Genomic DNA, 15,800 nt, shown 5'->3' on the forward strand with positions numbered 1-15,800 from the left:
CTCACTTCGGGTAGATCGGTTTGCGGCGCGGTTTCTCACCCTCGTACGGGTTGTAGTCGTTCGAGTCGAACCGCGCGATCTCCCGGCCGGTCTTGTCGTAGTAGATCGCCCAGATCGGCTTGTCCGCCACCTTGCGGGGGTCGAGGTCGGCGTACCAGAGCATGAAGCCGTTCTTCACCGTCGCCTCGCTGGTGACGCCGTCGATCTCGATATCGACCGAGGCCACGTTCGCGGGCACCGGTCCTTCCGTGCCGTCGCTGTCGGTCCAGTTCACGAAGGGCTCCTGGTACTTGAGGTCCTCGCGCAGGTAGTTGTCACGGGGGGTGCCGGCGCCGGAGTTCTGCTGGCAGATCGCCCAGCGCTTCTTGTCGGGGGACACCAGGATCGCCCGGATCCAGGTGCCGGCCGCCTGGCTGACCGCTACCTTCCAGCCGGCGATCGTGCCTGTGCCGCCACCGGCCTTGTGATGGCCGAGCTGCCATTGGTCGTCGAGAGGTCCGCAGCGACTGATGATCTGCGCGTCGGTGAGTGTGCTGGCTGCCGGCTGGAGCGCCACTCCAACACCCGGGGCACCGGCCGGCTGGGCGCTGCCGCCGCGGTGTGCGGTCCAGGCGGTGATTCCTGCGACCACCGCGGCGGTGGTGAGCAGCGTGGTGCCGACGGTCGCGGCCCGAGTGATCCGTGTCGTCCGGCGGCCGCGGCGGACGATGTCTTCGACGGACGTCTGTAGTGGGTGGTCGGTGTCGTCGGCGGCCTGGATCATCAGCTGTTCGAGGTCGGTGCTCACGGGGTGCTCCTCACGGTCTGGTCGAGTAGTTCGCGAAGCCGGGTCAGCCCCCGGGAGGTCTGGCTCTTCACGCCACCGGTGCCGATGCCGAGGATGTCGGCCGTCTGTTCGAGGCTGAAATCCGCGTAGTGCCGCAGTACGACGCAGGCTCGCTGGCTCGGTGGCAGCGCGGTGAGTGCCTGCACCACGAGCAGACGGTCGTCGACGGCTCCGGCCGAATCCAGCAGCGGTACGGCGTTCTCGTCGGTGATGTCGTCGAGGCGTTCGCGGCGCCAGGGACGGCGCGACTGTGTCAGTACGGCGTTCACCACGCAGCGATGGGCGTAGCCCAGCAAACCGTTCCCGCGCTCGATCCGGTTCCAGTGCCGGTACACACTCACGAGTGCGTCCTGGGCGGCGTCCTCGGCACGATGCCAGTCGCCGCACATCAGATACGCCGTACGGCGCAGTCTGGGCATCGTCACCGCGGCGAACTCGGTGAACTCGTTCTCGTCGCGTCGTCTCATCCGGCCTCCTCTCAGGTGTCGATGAGGGAATGCGGCGAGTTGTTCGGAAGGTTGCACCGCCCGTAACAGATCGGCCGGGTGGCCGTTGGAGTTGCAGCCCCGAGGGTCTTTGACAGCGGTGGGAGGATGGCGTTCATGGCGATGACAGCACAGGTGAAGTCCGAGTTGACCAGTATTCAGGTCACAAAACCCTGTTGCCGCAAGGCCGAGGTGTCCTCCGTACTGCGGTTCGCGGGCGGTCTGCACCTCGTCTCCGGGCGGATCGTCATCGAAGCCGAACTGGACAGCGGCGCCGCCGCTCGCCGGCTGCGCAAGGACATCGCCGAGATCTTCGGCCACCCGTCGGACGTCGTCGTGATCTCCCCGTCCGGAATCCGGAAGCAGACCAAGTACGTCGTTCGCGTGGTTCGCGACGGTGATGCGCTGGCCCGTCAGACCGGGCTCGTCGACAACCGCGGCCGTCCGGTCCGCGGCCTTCCGCCCTCGGTCGTGTCCGGGGCCTCCTGCGATGCGGTGGCCGCTTGGCGCGGTGCTTTCCTCGCGCACGGCTCGCTGACCGAGCCGGGCCGGTCGTCCTCGCTCGAGGTGACCTGCCCTGGCCCCGAGGCCGCTCTCGCGTTGGTCGGAGCGGCCCGGCGACTCGGCATCGGTTCGAAGGCGCGCGAGGTACGCAACGTCGACCGCGTGGTGATCCGCGACGGCGACGCGATCGGTGCGCTGCTGACCCGCCTCGGTGCGCACGAGTCGGTGCTGGCGTGGGAGGAGCGGCGGATGCGCCGCGAGGTCCGCGCGACGGCGAACCGGCTGGCCAACTTCGACGACGCGAACCTGCGCCGCTCCGCGCGTGCCGCGGTCGCGGCCGGTGCTCGCGTCGAGCGGGCGCTGGAGATCCTCGGCGACGACGTACCCGACCATCTGCAGGTGGCGGGCAAGCTGCGGCTCGAGCACAAGCAGGCGAGTCTGGAGGAGCTCGGTCAGCTGCACGAGCCGGCCCTCACCAAGGACGCGGTCGCCGGCCGGATCCGCCGCCTGCTGGCGATGGCGGACAAGCGCGCCGCCGACCTCGGCATCCCCAACACCGAGGCGAACCTGACCCCGGACATGCTTGATCCAGCCTGATCCAGATACCAGACAGTCAACTGGTATTCGCATGGCGGCCCCGGATGGTTTCCGGGGCCGTTCTGCGTGCTTCTGGTCCGCTCGGCAGGTCGTCGCCAGCGGCGGTGGTCTGCTGTGGACGCTACCAGTTGGCCAAGTGGGCTGTTGGGCTAGTGTTCGGGGTGAAGCGGCAGTGCTCGAAAGCTAGTTCTGAGGAGACGCAGTCCCGTGACCGTACGCGTAGGTATCAACGGCTTCGGCCGGATCGGCCGTAACTTCTTCCGCGCCGCGCAGGCGTCCGGTGCCGACATCGAGGTCGTCGCCGTCAACGACCTGACCGACAACCAGACCCTCGCTCACCTGCTGAAGTACGACTCGATCCTGGGCCGCTTCCCTGGTGAGGTCTCCGCGACCGACGACGACATCACTGTCTCCGGTCACAGCTTCAAGGCGTTCGCCGAGCGCGACCCCTCGAACCTGAAGTGGGCCGACGTCGGTGCCGACGTGGTGATCGAGTCGACCGGTTTCTTCACCGACGCCACCAAGGCCAAGACGCACGCCGACAACGGCGCCAAGAAGGTCATCATCTCCGCCCCGGCGAAGAACGAGGACCTGACCGTGGTGATGGGCGTGAACCACGACCTGTACGACGCCGAGAAGCACACCGTGATCTCGAACGCGTCCTGCACGACCAACTGCATCGCCCCGCTGGCCAAGGTCCTGCACGACGCGTTCACGATCGAGAAGGGTCTGATGACCACGATCCACGCGTACACCCAGGACCAGAACCTGCAGGACGGCCCGCACAAGGACCTGCGCCGCGCCCGCGCCGCCGCGCTGAACATCGTGCCGACCTCCACCGGCGCCGCGAAGGCGATCGGTCTGGTACTGCCGGAGCTCAAGGGCAAGCTGGACGGCTACGCGCTGCGCGTCCCGGTCCCGACCGGCTCGGCCACCGACCTCACCGTCACCGTCGGCCGCGAGGTCACCGCCGACGAGGTCAAGGAGGCCTACAAGGCGGCCGCCTCCGAGGGCACCCTGAAGGGCTACCTGACCTACACCGAGGACGAGATCGTCTCCACCGACATCGTCACCGACCCGGCGTCCTGCATCTTCGACGCGGGCCTGACCAAGGTGATCGGCAACCAGGTCAAGGTCGTCGGCTGGTACGACAACGAGTGGGGCTACTCGAACCGCCTCGTCGACCTGGTCAACCACGTCGGCGCCTCGCTCTGACGCGTCCCGTTCACGTTGCGTCCGGCGAACTGTGGCTTCCCGCCACAGTTCGCCGGACGTTAGCCGTTTCTTCGAAGGAAGCTGACAGTGAAGACGATTGAAGAACTGGGCGACGTGGCCGGCCTGCGGGTGCTGGTCCGCTCCGACCTGAACGTGCCGATCGACGGCGAGACGATCGGCGACGACGGCCGGATCCGTGCGTCGCTGCCGACGCTGGTCCAGCTGGCCAAGGCCGGCGCCAAGGTGATCGTGACCGCGCACCTCGGCCGCCCGAAGGGCACGCCGGACCCGAAGTACACCCTGGCCCCGGTGGCGCAGCGGCTCGGCGAGCTGCTGCAGCCCGAGGGCATCACCGTGCACTTCGCCGCCGACGTGACCGGTGACAGCGCGCAGGAAGCCGTCCAGGAGCTGGACGAGGGTGAGGTCCTGCTGCTCGAGAACGTGCGGTACGACCCGCGCGAGGAGAGCAAGGACGAGACGCAGCGGGGTGCGCTGGCCGAGGAGCTGGCCGCCCTGGCCGATGTGTTCGTCAGCGACGGCTTCGGTGTCGTGCACCGCAAGCAGGCCAGTGTGTACGACGTCGCGCGCCTGCTGCCGCACGCCGCGGGTGGGCTGGTGCTGGCGGAGGTCGACGTACTGAAGAAGCTGACCGAGAGCCCGCAGCGCCCGTACGTCGTCGTGCTCGGCGGCGCCAAGGTGTCGGACAAGCTCGCGGTGATCGACAACCTGCTGGCCAAGGCCGACAAGCTGCTGATCGGCGGCGGCATGGTCTTCACCTTCCTGAAGGCGCAGGGTCACGAGGTCGGCACGAGCCTGCTGGAGGACGACCAGCTGGACACGGTCAAGGGCTACCTGGAGAGCGCGAAGGCCAAGGGGGTCGAGATCGTGCTGCCGACCGACATCGTGGTCGCGCCCGAGTTCAAGGCGGATTCGCCGGCGACTGTGGTGGCCGCGGACGCGATCCCGGCCGACCAGCTCGGCCTCGACATCGGCCCGGACTCCGCCAAGGCGTTCGCCGCCGAGATCGCCGGGGCGAAGACGGTGTTCTGGAACGGCCCGATGGGCGTCTTCGAGATGGAGGCGTTCGCGGGTGGAACGAAGGCCGTCGCGCAGGCGTTGACCGAGGTGGACGGGCTGAGCGTGGTGGGTGGCGGTGACTCCGCCGCGGCCGTGCGCCAGCTAGGCTTCGCGGACGACGCGTTCGGGCACATCTCCACCGGTGGTGGGGCGTCGCTCGAATACCTGGAGGGCAAGGAGCTCCCGGGTCTCGCAGTACTGGAAGAGGACTGAGCACGATGGCAGACGCTGCCCGTACGCCACTCATGGCGGGCAACTGGAAGATGAACCTCAACCATGTTGAGGCCGTGCACCTGCTGCAGAAGCTGTCGTGGACGCTGCAGGACAAGAAGCACGACTTCGAGCGCGTCGAGGTCGCGGTGCTGCCGCCGTTCACCGACATTCGCAGCGTGCAGACGCTGGTCGACGGTGACCGGATGAAGATCAAGTACGGCGCCCAGGACGTCTCGCAGCACGACGCGGGCGCCTACACCGGCGAGATCTCGGCGGCGATGCTGTCCAAGCTCGGCTGCACCTACGTGCTGGCCGGGCACTCCGAGCGCCGGCAGTACCACCACGAGACCGATGCCGTGGTGAACGCCAAGGCAGCCAAGGTGCTCGAGGCCGGACTGATCCCGATCGTCTGTGTCGGCGAGGGCCTCGAGATCCGGCAGGCCGACGGTCACGTCGAGCACTGCGTCAACCAGATCGACGGCGCGCTCGCCGGGCTGAAGGCGGACGACGTTCGCAAGCTCGTCATCGCCTACGAGCCGGTCTGGGCGATCGGCACCGGCGAGGTGGCCACCCCGGAGGACGCGCAGGAAGTCATCGCGGGGATCCGGGGCCGGCTGGAGGAGACGTTCTCACCCTCGGTGGCCGACTCGGTACGGATTCTTTACGGTGGATCGGTGAAGATGGCCAGCGCAGGTGGCATCATGGCCCAACCGGACGTGGACGGTTGCCTGGTGGGCGGTGCCAGCCTGCAGGTCGACGAGTTCGCCGGAATCTGCCGTTACCTGGACCTTCAGTTAGGCTACTCCTCGTGATTCTCGCTTTCTCGATCGTCGTGATCATCTGCAGCCTGATCCTCACGCTGCTCGTGCTGCTGCACAAAGGCCGCGGTGGCGGTCTGTCCGACCTGTTCGGTGGCGGTGTGTCGTCCAGCCTGGGCGGCTCATCGGTCGCGGAGCGGAACCTGGACCGGATCACGATCGGCATCGGTCTGGTCTGGTTCGCTGCCATCGTGGCGCTCGGCCTGCTCTACAAGCTCGGCTGAGGGGGAGTAGGTTCCCGTGGCTGGTGGTGGTAGTGCGATTCGTGGCAGCCGGGTCGGTGCGGGCCCGATGGGCGAGGCGGAGCGCGGCGACAGCGCGCCCCGGCAGCGCATCGTGTTCTTCTGTGCGAACGGGCACGAGACCGCGACGGTGTTCGCCGTCGAGGCAGCGATCCCGGAGGCGTGGGACTGTCCGCGGTGCGGTCTGCCGACCAGCACCGATGTGAACAACCCGCCCCCGCCGCCGAAGATCGAGCCCTACAAGACGCACCTCGCCTACGTGAAGGAACGGCGCAGCGAGCAGGAAGCGGCCGAGATCCTCGAAGAGGCCCTCGAAAAGCTCCGCGCCCGCCGCGCCCGCGGCGAAGTCATCTTCTGAACGGACGAAGCCCAGCCCGGACCGATCCCCGATCGGCCCGGGCTGTCGCGTTTCGTGCTGACCCACTGACACGCAGTGCGACGCACGCGTTAAGGTCGGCGGCATGAAGTCTTCGATCTCGCCGGTTCGTTGGACTCCGCCGCCGGCTGCCCCGGTTCGTCACCCGAAGAACGTTGATGTGGAGACGGTCGCGTTGCCGGGGGAAGGGCCGGAGGACACGCTGATCGATGATGACGGGAGCGTGTTGACCGGTCTGTTCGACGGGCGGATTCTGCGGGTCAGCGCGGACGGCAAGACGATCACCACCGTGGCGGACACCGGTGGGCGTCCGCTCGGTCTGGAGTGGCTGCCGGACGGGACGGTGCTGATCTGCGATGCGAACCGCGGCCTGCTGACGCTGGACAAGGACGGCCGGATCGCGACGTTGCTGGCCGAGATCGACGGCCGGCCGATGCGGTTCTGCAACAACGCGGACGTGATGCCGGACGGCACGATCTACTTCACCGACTCGTCCACGCGCTTCGGCGTCGACGAGTGGATGGCGGACCTGCTCGAGCATTCCTCGACGGGCAGTGTGTATCGGCTGACCCCGGACGGTCAGGTCACCCGGTTGGCCACCGGCCGTTCGTTCCCGAACGGCGTGGCGCTCAGCGGCGACCGCCGTACGCTCTTCTGGGCCGAGAGCGCGACGTACGGGCTGTTCAAGCTCGACCTCACCGATCCCGAAGCCGAGCCGGTGCAGGTGGCCGCGATCCCGGGACTGCCCGACAACATCGCGCGTGGCTCGGACGGCCTGATCTGGGTGGCGGTCGGCTCACCGCGCAACGCGCTGCTCGACCTGCTGTTGCCGAAGCACCCCGTCTTCCGCAAGCTCGTCTGGCAGTTGCCCGAGGCCCTCAAACCGAAGGCCGCCGACATCATCGAGGTCCAGGCGTACGACGACAACGGCACGCTGGTGCACGACCTCCGCGCCAAGCACCCGAACTTCCACATGCCCACCGGCGTGCGCGAGCGGGACGGGAAGGTATGGCTGGGCAGCATCGGCTCCAGCTCCCTGGCTACCTTCCCGACCCCGGCCAGGTAGCAGGGGCGTACTAGGGTGCGGGCATGCGATTCGGGATCACGATCCTGCCGGAGTACCGGTGGAAGGACGCCGCGCCGCGATGGCGACGGGCGGAGGAACTCGGCTTCGACCATGTCTGGACCTACGACCACCTGACCTGGGGCGGCCTGCAGGACTCGCCGTGGTACGGCACGACGCCGACGCTGACCGCGGCGGCGCTGGAGACGTCGACGATCCGGCTGGGCACGTTCGTGACGTCGCCGAACTTCCGCCATCCACTCGCGCTGACCCGCGACATCCTGGCCCTCGACGACGTGTCGGACGGGCGCTTCCTGTGCGGCATCGGTTCGGGCGGCGGCATCGACGCAACGATCCAGGGCGGTCCGGAGCTGACCGCACGGGAGAAGGTCGACCGGCTGACGGAGTTCGTCGAATTGCTCGACAAGCTGCTGACGACCGACGGCGTCGACTACCTCGGCGAGTACTTCGAGACCCGCAACGGCCGCACCTTGCCGGGATGCGTGCAGCAGCCGCGAGTGCCGTTCATCATGGCCGCCAACGGACCACGATCGCTCCGGCTCGCCACGAGGTACGGCGCCGGCTGGGTGACGACCGGCGTGAAGTCGCCGGACTTCGACACCTGGTTCGCGTCGGTCGTCGACCTGAGCCACCGGCTGGACGACGTACTCGAGAGCAAGCCGTTCGACCGCTACCTGGCCTTGGACTCCGCCCGCTACTCACTGTCCAGCGTGGCCGCCTTCGAGGACGTCGTCGGCCGTGCGGGGGAGCTGGGCTTCACCGACGTCATCACCCATTGGCCCCGCGCCGAAGGCGTCTACGCGGGCAGCGAGGACGTCCTGGAGCAGGTTGTCGCCGAGGTAGTTCCCCGCCACCGCTAGGGCACCGGGATGGCGAAAGAGCCGCACACCGGGATGGTGTGCGGCTCTTTCATTTCAGTTTCGAGAAGGGCTGATCCAAAGATCAGATCGGGCGGATGTTCTCCGCCTGCAGGCCCTTCTGGCCCTGGGTGATCTCGAACTCGACGCGCTGGTTCTCGTCCAGCGAGCGGAAGCCCGAGGTCTGGATGGCCGAGTAGTGCGCGAACACGTCCGCGCCACCGTCATCCGGGGTGATGAAGCCGAAGCCCTTGTCAGCGTTGAACCACTTGACAGTACCGACAGCCATTTGTGTCTATCTCCTTGATGGCTTGTAACAAACCGCGACCCACACCTCATGAGCCACGTGTCGCCGAAAGGCCCCAGAAGACAGAACCGGCCATGCAGCACAGCGAAAGTCAGTGGGAGTCCAAAAGTGCAACGCGACAACTGTAGCCGATCTGGGGCCGCGTGGAAGGGGTGACCACGAACACGTGTCGCTAATAGTCGCCGCCCGCCACGCTGTGTGTGCGCTCCGATCCAGCTTCCGCGGCACCCCGGCGTACGCCGAATCCCGTGCCGACCTGCTGATTCGCGGCCGGCGCCGGGTTCCGGCCGATGGCAACGAAGGACATTTCGCCGGTACGCCGGGTGATGGTCGCGCGAACCCGGCCGGGTTTCCCGGCGTGTCGCGCGGCTCTGGACATTCGTTGCGCGGCACGCAATGGTGTGCCCCGAGGAGGCACCCTTGATCGTCAAAGTGACCCGCAGTGGCGGATTCGCCGGCCTGATGGCGCACGGTGAACTCGACACGAGCGCCGAACCGGACGCAGGCAAGCTCGAGGATGCCGTGCGTGCGCTCGACCAGGGCAACCTCGGCAGCGGACGTCCGCAACCGGACCGGTACGTCTACCGGCTAGAGGTGCGTGACACCGCCGGAGCGGACGCCACGCACCTCACTGTCGCCGAGCAGGACGTGGACCAGACCACCGCGTGGCTGCTGGACCGCGTCCTCGGGCATTAGCTCCAGTCGACCTCAGGAGCGCGGTAGTAGTTCACGTTCAGCACGTCCCAGCGCGCCGCCTGGCCGGCCAGCCGCGCCCGGTACGACTCCCAGTCCAGCGCGGACGCCGGCGACCACCCGAGCTCGGCGATGCCCGGCAGCCGCGGGAACGCCATGTACTCGATCTTCGACATGTCGTCGAAGGTCTCCGACCACAGCGGAGCCTCCACGCCGATCACGGCGCTCTCCGGCAGGTCCGGGATCAGGGTCGCCGGGTCCCAGCGATACGCCTTCTCCACACTCACCAGACCGGCCCAGTCGAGGCCGTACGGCGTGTCCTGGTCGTACTTCATGTCCAGGTACGCCCGGTTGGCCGGTGACATCACTACCTCGGCGCCGCCGGCCGCCGCCTTGCGGGTCAGCTCCCGCGACCGGTCGTCGTCGGTACCCCAGTACTGCAGGATGCTTCCGGCCGGCAGCGGGGCATCGGCGATCTCGTGCCAGCCCATCACCCGCTTGCCGTGCTTGACGACCAGCTCGGCCGCCTTCGGCACGAACGTGAGGTAGTCCGAGTGCGGAGTCGAGTGTGCCTCGTCCCCACCGAGGTGGATGACGTCGCCCGGCGTCTGCTCGGCCACCTCCCGGAACACGTCGTCCAGGAAGTCGTAGGTGACGTCCTTGTGGACGGCGAGTGAGCTGAACCCCACCTCGGTGCCGGTGAAGTACTCCGTCGCCTCGCCGTCGGCGTTCAGCTCGGGGTACGACGTCAGCGCCGCGTTGGTGTGTCCTGGGGTGTCGATCTCCGGGACCACGGTGACGAACCGCTCGGCGGCGTACAGGACGATCTCGGCGAAGTCGGCCTTGGTGTAGTGGCCGCCCGGGCCGCCACCGACCTCGGAGCTCGCTCCGTGCTTGGTCAGCTCCGGCCAGGAGTCCACCTGGATGCGCCAGCCCTGGTCGTCGGACAGATGCAGGTGGAGCCGGTTGAGCTTGTAGAGCGACGCGAGGTCGATGCAGCGCTTGACCTCGGCGACCGAGCGGAAGTGCCGGGACACGTCGAGCATGACGCCGCGGTACGGGTAGCGCGGTGCGTCGGCGATCGTCGTACCGGCGATCTCCCAGGGACCGGACTGCTCCGTGCCGGCATCCGCCTTGGCCGGAAGCAGCTGCCGGAGGGTGGTGACTCCGCGGAAGAGCCCCTCCGCGGTGGCTGCGGTGACGGTGACCGCCGTGCCGTCCACGCGGAGCTCGTAGCCCTCCGCACCGAGTGAGCTCGGTCCGTCGGTCGAGAGCGTGATGGTGCCCTCGCCCGACTGGACCGGAAGCGGGAAGCCGGTGGACAGGCGGAGCTGGGCGGCGAGCTGGTCAGCCACCCAGGTGGCCGCCTCCTCGGTGCTCAGTACGCCGACAGTCGCCGAGGACTGCAGCGTGAAGGTCTGGTCGGGCAGGGGGTTCTGGGTGACAGGCTGCGGAATCAGGGTCGGCTCCGGTGATCGCGGGGGGAGTAGTTAGGAAGAGTCTTATCCATACTTGTGGGCCATGGCGATCGCCTGCGGCACATAACTTCCGCCGAACATCACCACATGGGTCAGCAGCGGGTGCAGCCGGTGCAGTCCGACCCGGTCGCGCCAGCCGTCCGCGAGCGGGTGCACCTCGCCGTACGCGCGCAGGACCCGCTCGAGCTGCGGCATGCCGAAGAGGCCGAGCATGGCCAGGTCTGTCTCACGGTGACCGCCGTGCGCGGCCGGGTCGATCAGGTGTACCCCGTTCGCACTCCAGAGGACGTTGCCCGACCAGAGGTCGCCGTGGATCCGGCTCGGCGGGTCGGACGGGTCGTCGTACTCGCCGGCCGTCAGTCGCCGGCACACGAGCTCGAACACCTCGAGCTGGTGCCCGTCGATCGTGCCTTGGTCGTACGCCGCCCGCAGGTACGGCCGGAGCCCGAGGTTGGCGTAGAACTCACCCCACGACTTCAGCGGCTGCAGCGCGTGCGGCAACCCGATCGTGCCGATGTACCCGTCACCGTCCCACCCATCCGGCGGTACGCCGAAATGCCGCGCACCGGAGTCGTGAGTGACCGCAAGTTGCCGACCGAACTCGTCCGCGGCCGCTCCGGTCGGCGGAACCAGGTCGAGCCGGACTGTGCTCAGGTGATCGCTGGAGACGTCGACCGGCGTGGCCACCGGCACTCCGCCCGGTACGGCGAGCCAGTGCAGGCCGGCGGCCTCGACCTCGAAGAACCCGTGGGGCGCGTCATGCCGCCTCTTCACAAACCTGTCGCCCAGGACCGTCATGTTCGGACTCTGCCACCCGGGCCCGGCGCCGAGCCAGCACCGGCTCGGCCACCATGAGCGCGAGTCCCGCAGCGGTCAGGATCGCGCCCACGAGCGCGACACTGCGGACACCAGGTCCGTCGATCAGCACGCCGCCCACGAACGCTCCCGCGGCGATGCCCACGTTGAACGCGGAACTGGTGCTCGCCGACGCGATGTCGGTGCTCCCGGGCGCCACCTGCAGCGTCCGGCTCTGCGTCGCCACAGCCAGCCCGCTGAACGCCACTCCGGTCGCCGTGATCAGGACAACCGTAGGTACCTTGTGGCCACCGAACGCGTAGAGCCCGGCGAGCGCGGCGGTGAGGAGCACGAGCGGCAGCACCAGCGAGGCCCACGGCCGTCGGTCGATCACGCGGCCGACGACCAGCGTGCCGGCCAGACCGCCCAGTCCGCTCACGAACAGCATCGGGCCAAGCGCATCGGGCGTGAAGCCGCTGATGTCCAGCAGGAACGGCGTGACGTAGGTGTTGAACGTCAGGAATCCGGTCACCGCGATCGCCGCAGTCACGACCAGTACGGCGAATCGGCGGGCATCCGGCTCCCAGCCCCGGCTGGAGGCGCCATCGCGCACCTCGATCCGCGGCAGCAGGACCGTCAGGCCGACGCAGGTGGCTGCGCCGAGCACGGCCATCACGACGAACGGGACCCGCCAGCCTGCCTGCTCGCCGAGCCAAGTGCCCAGCGGGATGCCGAGCACCGGCGCGGCCGCCGTACCGATGGCGAGTCTGGCCACCACGCGGCCGCGGACCGTCGGCGGGAACAGACCCGTGGCGATCGGCGCGACGATGGACCAGAACAACGCCTGGGCGAGCGCGGTGAACAGTCGCGAGACAAGGAGGACCTGGTAGCTCCCGGCCAGCGCCGCCAGCGTGGCGGACAGCGCGAGCACGGCCAGGGTCCCGCTGATGACCAGGCGGCGAGGGAGTCGGTGGGTGAGCCGGGTCAACGGGATGGACGCGAGCACGACGACCACGGCGTACCCAGTGACGAGGAGGCCGACGTCGGAGCGGGAGCGGCCGAGGTCGTCGGCCATCACCGTGAGCAGGCCGATCGGGAGCACCTCGACCGTGACGAACGAGAACGTGCCGAAGCCCAGCATCAGCAGCGCGGCGCCGGCTCGGCGGGACGTGATGGGCATGACCTCACCTGTGATTCCGGTATAGGGATCTATGGTGGTAGCGTCTCATCCATGACCGACAATTCCAGGGCGGTATTCCGGATCGTGGGCGGTCATCCCGCTCTCGACCTGGTGAACACGGTCGAGCCTCGGGTGCCCGGCGGCGTCGGCGGGCGTGATCATCTGTCCGGTCCGTCTGAACTGCTGGCCTGGAGCCGCCGGATCGAGCTCCTCACCGGGGATGAGGCCGACGCAGTCTCCGCTGCCTGGCTGGGCCGGCCGGGGCTGGGGGAGTCCGCGCTGCGAGCGACGGTCGAGATCCGTGAGACGACGTACTCACTGCTGACTGCAAGGCTAACGGATTCCCAGCCCCTGCAGGGATCTGATTTCGAGCAGTTGATGCTGCGCTGGGCCGCGGCCGCGGCCCGCTCGGCCCTCGTGCCCAGTGGTGACGCCGTCGCCGAACTGGTTGTCGGTACGGCGCCGGCACGGATGATCCCAGACCGCCTGGTGGCCGCCGCGGTCGAGTTGCTGCGGACGGTCGAGCTGCGGCAGTTGCGCGCCTGCCCGATCGACGAGGGTGGGTGTGGCTGGCTGTTCCTCGACCGGAGCCGGAACGGCTCGCGCCGCTGGTGCTCGATGGAGGACTGCGGCACCCGGGTGAAGATCCGCAAGCTGTCCGAGCGGCGTCGAGCTACCACTGTCTGAGCGTTATGGCGGTAGATCCGTCGCCCGTTCACTGTCCGCGTTCGGCTGACCCGTCAAGAAGGCGTGTCGAAAGATGCGAAGTGTCCGTCGGACCTGTCATCGTAGGCGGCCGGGCCTTCCGACCACGACGGGCCTGGCCGGTCCTGCCCCAGACAGGGGCAGGCAGTTGGTGAACAGAAGCTGGAGGACAGATGACGCAGGTGGCAGAGCAGCCGGGCAGTACTGCCGGGCGGCTCGGCTCGGTGGTGCTGGATTGCCCGGACCCACTCGAGCTCGCCCAGTTCTACTCAGCGCTGCTGGGGCTGGACATCGACGAGAACGGTGACGACGACTGGCGGAGCCTGACCGGCCCCGGTTCGTCACTGGGCTTCTCGACGCTGGCCTTCCGCCGCTCGGAGGAGTACGTGCCGGCCACCTGGCCCGGCACCGACGCGCAGGATCTCCATCTCGACCTCATCGTCGAGGACATTTCCAGCGGCCACGCCACCGTGGTCGCCCTCGGGGCCGAACCGCTCGACCCCCTGGACCCGCCACCGGCCGGCAACGGTCTCGGCTGGCGGATCTACGCCGACCCCGCAGGGCACCCGTTCCGGATCTGCCTCGAGTAAGGCGACTGTCCAGCGCCCGTCCCGGCCACCGGCCGGGGCGGGCGCTCGCTGTGTCAGACCCACGCACTGCTTCCGCTGAACGGGAAGTGCGTGCCTTCGACGTACGTCGGCCGCGGCTGGTAGCTGTTGACCCCCGGCTCGCCGCGCAGATGGAAGGCGCTCGGGTACGGCACCTCCGGATCCGTGATCCGCGTCGACGTCGGGATGTACCGGATCGTCAGCCCGCACCGCCGGTTCGGGGACGTGTTCGCGTTGCTGCCGTGCACGATGTTCGGGTGGTGCACCTCGACATCACCGGGAGCGAGCACCATGTCGATTGCCTTCGACTCGTCGACCTCGACCGCGATCTCCTTGCCGAGAACGCTCTCGACCTCGGTGTTGTCGCGCATGCCGGCCACCCCGGAGCGATGACTGCCCGGGATCACCCGCACGCAGCCGTTCTCCGGCGTCGAGTGGTCGACCGCCAGCCACAGCGTCACGACCTTCATCGGATCGAGCGGCCAGAACGCCGCGTCCTGGTGCCACAGCACCGGCTGCCCGGAGTACGGCGGCTTGGAGATGTAGTGCGACGCGAACAGGGCAAGATCGGGACCGACGAACTGCGACGCGATGTCGAGCAGCCGGTCGTCACTCACCAACCGCACCCAGAACGGGTCGTCGCGCAGGTACACGTGCCCGAGTTGTTCCGGCCGTACGTCGGGGTGCCGGGCCTGCAGCCACGCGACATGATCATTCACTTCCTTGATCAGGGCCGGGTCGATGACATCTCGGAAGATCACATAACCGTCGTCTTCGAACATGTCTCCATGGTCCGGTCTGGACAGATGTCCTACTAGCAGCAGCCTGACGAGAACTTGTAGCGTGTTGATGTGGATCAGGCGCTGCGCTTCGAGTCGCACGCGTTCGGCCGCGCGTACCACGCGGCCCGCGTCCGGATCGCCGCACGAGCGCGCGACACCGAACTGCACACCCATGCGGACTTCCACGAGTTGATGGGCGTGGTGTCCGGCAGCGGGGAGCACCTGTTGACCACAGGGACGCAGAGCCTCGTGGCCGGCGACGTCGTACTCGTGCGGCCGCAGGATCGGCATGCGGTCCGCGGCGCGGCACCCGACGGGCTCGAGTTCGTGAACGTCGCCTTCCCGACTTCGGCTTGGCTGGGCTTCCTCGACCTGACCAGGACGAACCCGACCGGAAGCTGGGCGACCGCGCGCGGACCCGTGGCCTTCCACACGCCCGCCGCGATCGCTGTGTTCGAACACGCCTTGGACCGCTTCCAGGACGAGCCTGGCGCCTACGATCTGATGCGCTTCTGGATCGACCTGCTGCCACTGGTTTCGCCGGAGGAACTCGCCTCACCCGCCGGCACGCCCACCGCACCGGACTGGCTGTCGAAGGCCTGCCGGTCGATGCGGGCCGAGGAGAATCTGCGCGGCGGAGTGCCGCGGCTGCTCGCACTGTCCGGTGTCAGTCCGGCCCACCTGTCCCGCTCGATGCGAGCGGCCTACGGGCGTACGCCGACCGCCTTCGTCGCCGACCTTCGCCTGGAACACGCCGCATCGTTGCTCGCAGCAACCAACCACCCGGTCGCCGCGATCGCGGCCCGCTGCGGTTTCGCCAGCCAGTCGTACTTCACCCGCTGCTTCACCGCCGCCCATCAGCTCTCGCCCCGGGACTTCCGCCGTCGCTCACAGCGAGCGTTCGTGCCGTAGCGGGTGAACCACGGAGGGCGGTCATCCGTTGGTGAAAGTGAGGACG

The 15,800-nt window shown here is 68.3% G+C and carries 19 protein-coding genes; 12 read left to right on the forward strand and 7 right to left on the reverse strand.

Going from position 1 to position 15,800, the window contains the following annotated elements; all coding sequences use genetic code 11:
* Window position 1 precedes the first annotated feature (1 nt).
* Together E0H73_RS17370 and E0H73_RS17375 are read right to left on the reverse strand one after the other, a co-directional pair.
* The gene (locus tag E0H73_RS17370) at window positions 2-787 is read right to left on the reverse strand and encodes a hypothetical protein (protein WP_131356933.1); all 786 of its coding nucleotides are present in this window, start codon (window positions 785-787) and stop codon (window positions 2-4) included.
* Window positions 784-1,293 (reverse strand): SigE family RNA polymerase sigma factor, encoded by a 510-nt coding sequence (locus tag E0H73_RS17375; protein ID WP_131356936.1) that lies wholly within the window; start codon window positions 1,291-1,293, stop codon window positions 784-786. The genes E0H73_RS17370 and E0H73_RS17375 overlap by 4 nt, the downstream gene beginning before the upstream one ends.
* A gap of 135 nt (window positions 1,294-1,428) precedes the next feature.
* On the opposite strand from E0H73_RS17375, the gene whiA reads away from it, so the two are divergent.
* The 8 genes from whiA to E0H73_RS17415 all read left to right on the forward strand — a co-directional run bounded on the left by whiA (window position 1,429) and on the right by E0H73_RS17415 (window position 8,297).
* A complete protein-coding gene (whiA, locus tag E0H73_RS17380) occupies window positions 1,429-2,412 on the forward strand; it encodes a DNA-binding protein WhiA (protein WP_131356939.1) in 984 nt (327 codons plus the stop codon).
* Between the two features lie 207 nt (window positions 2,413-2,619).
* Window positions 2,620-3,627: a type I glyceraldehyde-3-phosphate dehydrogenase gene (gene gap / locus E0H73_RS17385; protein WP_131356942.1), complete on the forward strand. Its 1,008-nt coding sequence runs from the start codon at window positions 2,620-2,622 to the stop codon at window positions 3,625-3,627.
* Window positions 3,628-3,714: 87 nt separating this feature from the next.
* Complete coding sequence (locus E0H73_RS17390) at window positions 3,715-4,917, forward strand: phosphoglycerate kinase (protein ID WP_131356945.1); 1,203 nt, start codon at window positions 3,715-3,717, stop codon at window positions 4,915-4,917.
* 5 nt (window positions 4,918-4,922) lie between these two features.
* Complete coding sequence (gene tpiA / locus E0H73_RS17395) at window positions 4,923-5,729, forward strand: triose-phosphate isomerase (RefSeq protein ID WP_131356948.1); 807 nt, start codon at window positions 4,923-4,925, stop codon at window positions 5,727-5,729.
* Window positions 5,726-5,959 carry a preprotein translocase subunit SecG gene (secG, locus tag E0H73_RS17400; RefSeq protein ID WP_131356951.1) on the forward strand — a complete coding sequence of 78 codons (234 nt, stop codon included), beginning with the start codon at window positions 5,726-5,728 and terminating at the stop codon, window positions 5,957-5,959. Before tpiA ends, secG begins: the two co-directional genes overlap by 4 nt.
* A gap of 16 nt (window positions 5,960-5,975) precedes the next feature.
* Window positions 5,976-6,335, forward strand: a complete 360-nt coding sequence (locus tag E0H73_RS17405; RefSeq protein WP_131356954.1) for an RNA polymerase-binding protein RbpA — start codon at window positions 5,976-5,978, stop codon at window positions 6,333-6,335.
* A 103-nt stretch (window positions 6,336-6,438) separates the two neighbouring features.
* Window positions 6,439-7,419: an SMP-30/gluconolactonase/LRE family protein gene (locus tag E0H73_RS17410; protein ID WP_131356957.1), complete on the forward strand. Its 981-nt coding sequence runs from the start codon at window positions 6,439-6,441 to the stop codon at window positions 7,417-7,419.
* Between the two features lie 23 nt (window positions 7,420-7,442).
* The gene (locus tag E0H73_RS17415; RefSeq protein WP_131356960.1) at window positions 7,443-8,297 is read left to right on the forward strand and encodes an LLM class flavin-dependent oxidoreductase; all 855 of its coding nucleotides are present in this window, start codon (window positions 7,443-7,445) and stop codon (window positions 8,295-8,297) included.
* Window positions 8,298-8,379: 82 nt separating this feature from the next.
* On the opposite strand, the gene E0H73_RS17420 is transcribed toward E0H73_RS17415, so the two are convergent.
* The gene (locus tag E0H73_RS17420; RefSeq protein WP_012921273.1) at window positions 8,380-8,583 is read right to left on the reverse strand and encodes a cold-shock protein; all 204 of its coding nucleotides are present in this window, start codon (window positions 8,581-8,583) and stop codon (window positions 8,380-8,382) included.
* 438 nt (window positions 8,584-9,021) lie between these two features.
* On the opposite strand from E0H73_RS17420, the gene E0H73_RS17425 reads away from it, so the two are divergent.
* The gene (locus tag E0H73_RS17425; RefSeq protein ID WP_238164053.1) at window positions 9,022-9,297 is read left to right on the forward strand and encodes a protealysin inhibitor emfourin; all 276 of its coding nucleotides are present in this window, start codon (window positions 9,022-9,024) and stop codon (window positions 9,295-9,297) included.
* On the opposite strand, the gene E0H73_RS17430 is transcribed toward E0H73_RS17425, so the two are convergent.
* From E0H73_RS17430 to E0H73_RS17440, 3 genes are read right to left on the reverse strand one after another with little or no spacing between them, the layout of a single operon-like run.
* A complete protein-coding gene (locus tag E0H73_RS17430; RefSeq protein ID WP_131356966.1) occupies window positions 9,294-10,754 on the reverse strand; it encodes a family 20 glycosylhydrolase in 1,461 nt (486 codons plus the stop codon). The genes E0H73_RS17425 and E0H73_RS17430 overlap by 4 nt on opposite strands.
* Window positions 10,755-10,796: 42 nt before the next feature.
* Window positions 10,797-11,570: a fructosamine kinase family protein gene (locus tag E0H73_RS17435; protein ID WP_131356969.1), complete on the reverse strand. Its 774-nt coding sequence runs from the start codon at window positions 11,568-11,570 to the stop codon at window positions 10,797-10,799.
* Window positions 11,530-12,747 carry an MFS transporter gene (locus E0H73_RS17440; RefSeq protein ID WP_131356972.1) on the reverse strand — a complete coding sequence of 406 codons (1,218 nt, stop codon included), beginning with the start codon at window positions 12,745-12,747 and terminating at the stop codon, window positions 11,530-11,532. The genes E0H73_RS17435 and E0H73_RS17440 overlap by 41 nt, the downstream gene beginning before the upstream one ends.
* A 51-nt stretch (window positions 12,748-12,798) precedes the next feature.
* Between E0H73_RS17440 and E0H73_RS17445 the strand changes: the two genes are divergently transcribed.
* Both E0H73_RS17445 and E0H73_RS17450 read left to right on the forward strand, forming a co-directional pair.
* The gene (locus E0H73_RS17445) at window positions 12,799-13,434 is read left to right on the forward strand and encodes a CGNR zinc finger domain-containing protein (RefSeq protein ID WP_131356975.1); all 636 of its coding nucleotides are present in this window, start codon (window positions 12,799-12,801) and stop codon (window positions 13,432-13,434) included.
* A 191-nt stretch (window positions 13,435-13,625) separates the two neighbouring features.
* Entirely contained in the window at window positions 13,626-14,042 is a 417-nt protein-coding gene (locus tag E0H73_RS17450) for a VOC family protein (protein WP_131356978.1), read from the forward strand.
* Window positions 14,043-14,095: 53 nt separating this feature from the next.
* Here the strand turns inward: E0H73_RS17450 and E0H73_RS17455 are convergent, their stop codons facing one another.
* Window positions 14,096-14,842, reverse strand: a complete 747-nt coding sequence (locus E0H73_RS17455) for a phytanoyl-CoA dioxygenase family protein (protein WP_131356981.1) — start codon at window positions 14,840-14,842, stop codon at window positions 14,096-14,098.
* Window positions 14,843-14,911: 69 nt separating this feature from the next.
* Here E0H73_RS17455 and E0H73_RS17460 point away from each other — a divergent pair, with 69 nt between their 5' ends.
* Window positions 14,912-15,754 (forward strand): helix-turn-helix transcriptional regulator, encoded by an 843-nt coding sequence (locus E0H73_RS17460; RefSeq protein WP_131356984.1) that lies wholly within the window; start codon window positions 14,912-14,914, stop codon window positions 15,752-15,754.
* Window positions 15,755-15,800: the final 46 nt, after the last annotated feature.

This window comes from Kribbella pittospori, assembly GCF_004331465.1.
Taxonomy (GTDB): domain Bacteria; phylum Actinomycetota; class Actinomycetes; order Propionibacteriales; family Kribbellaceae; genus Kribbella; species Kribbella pittospori.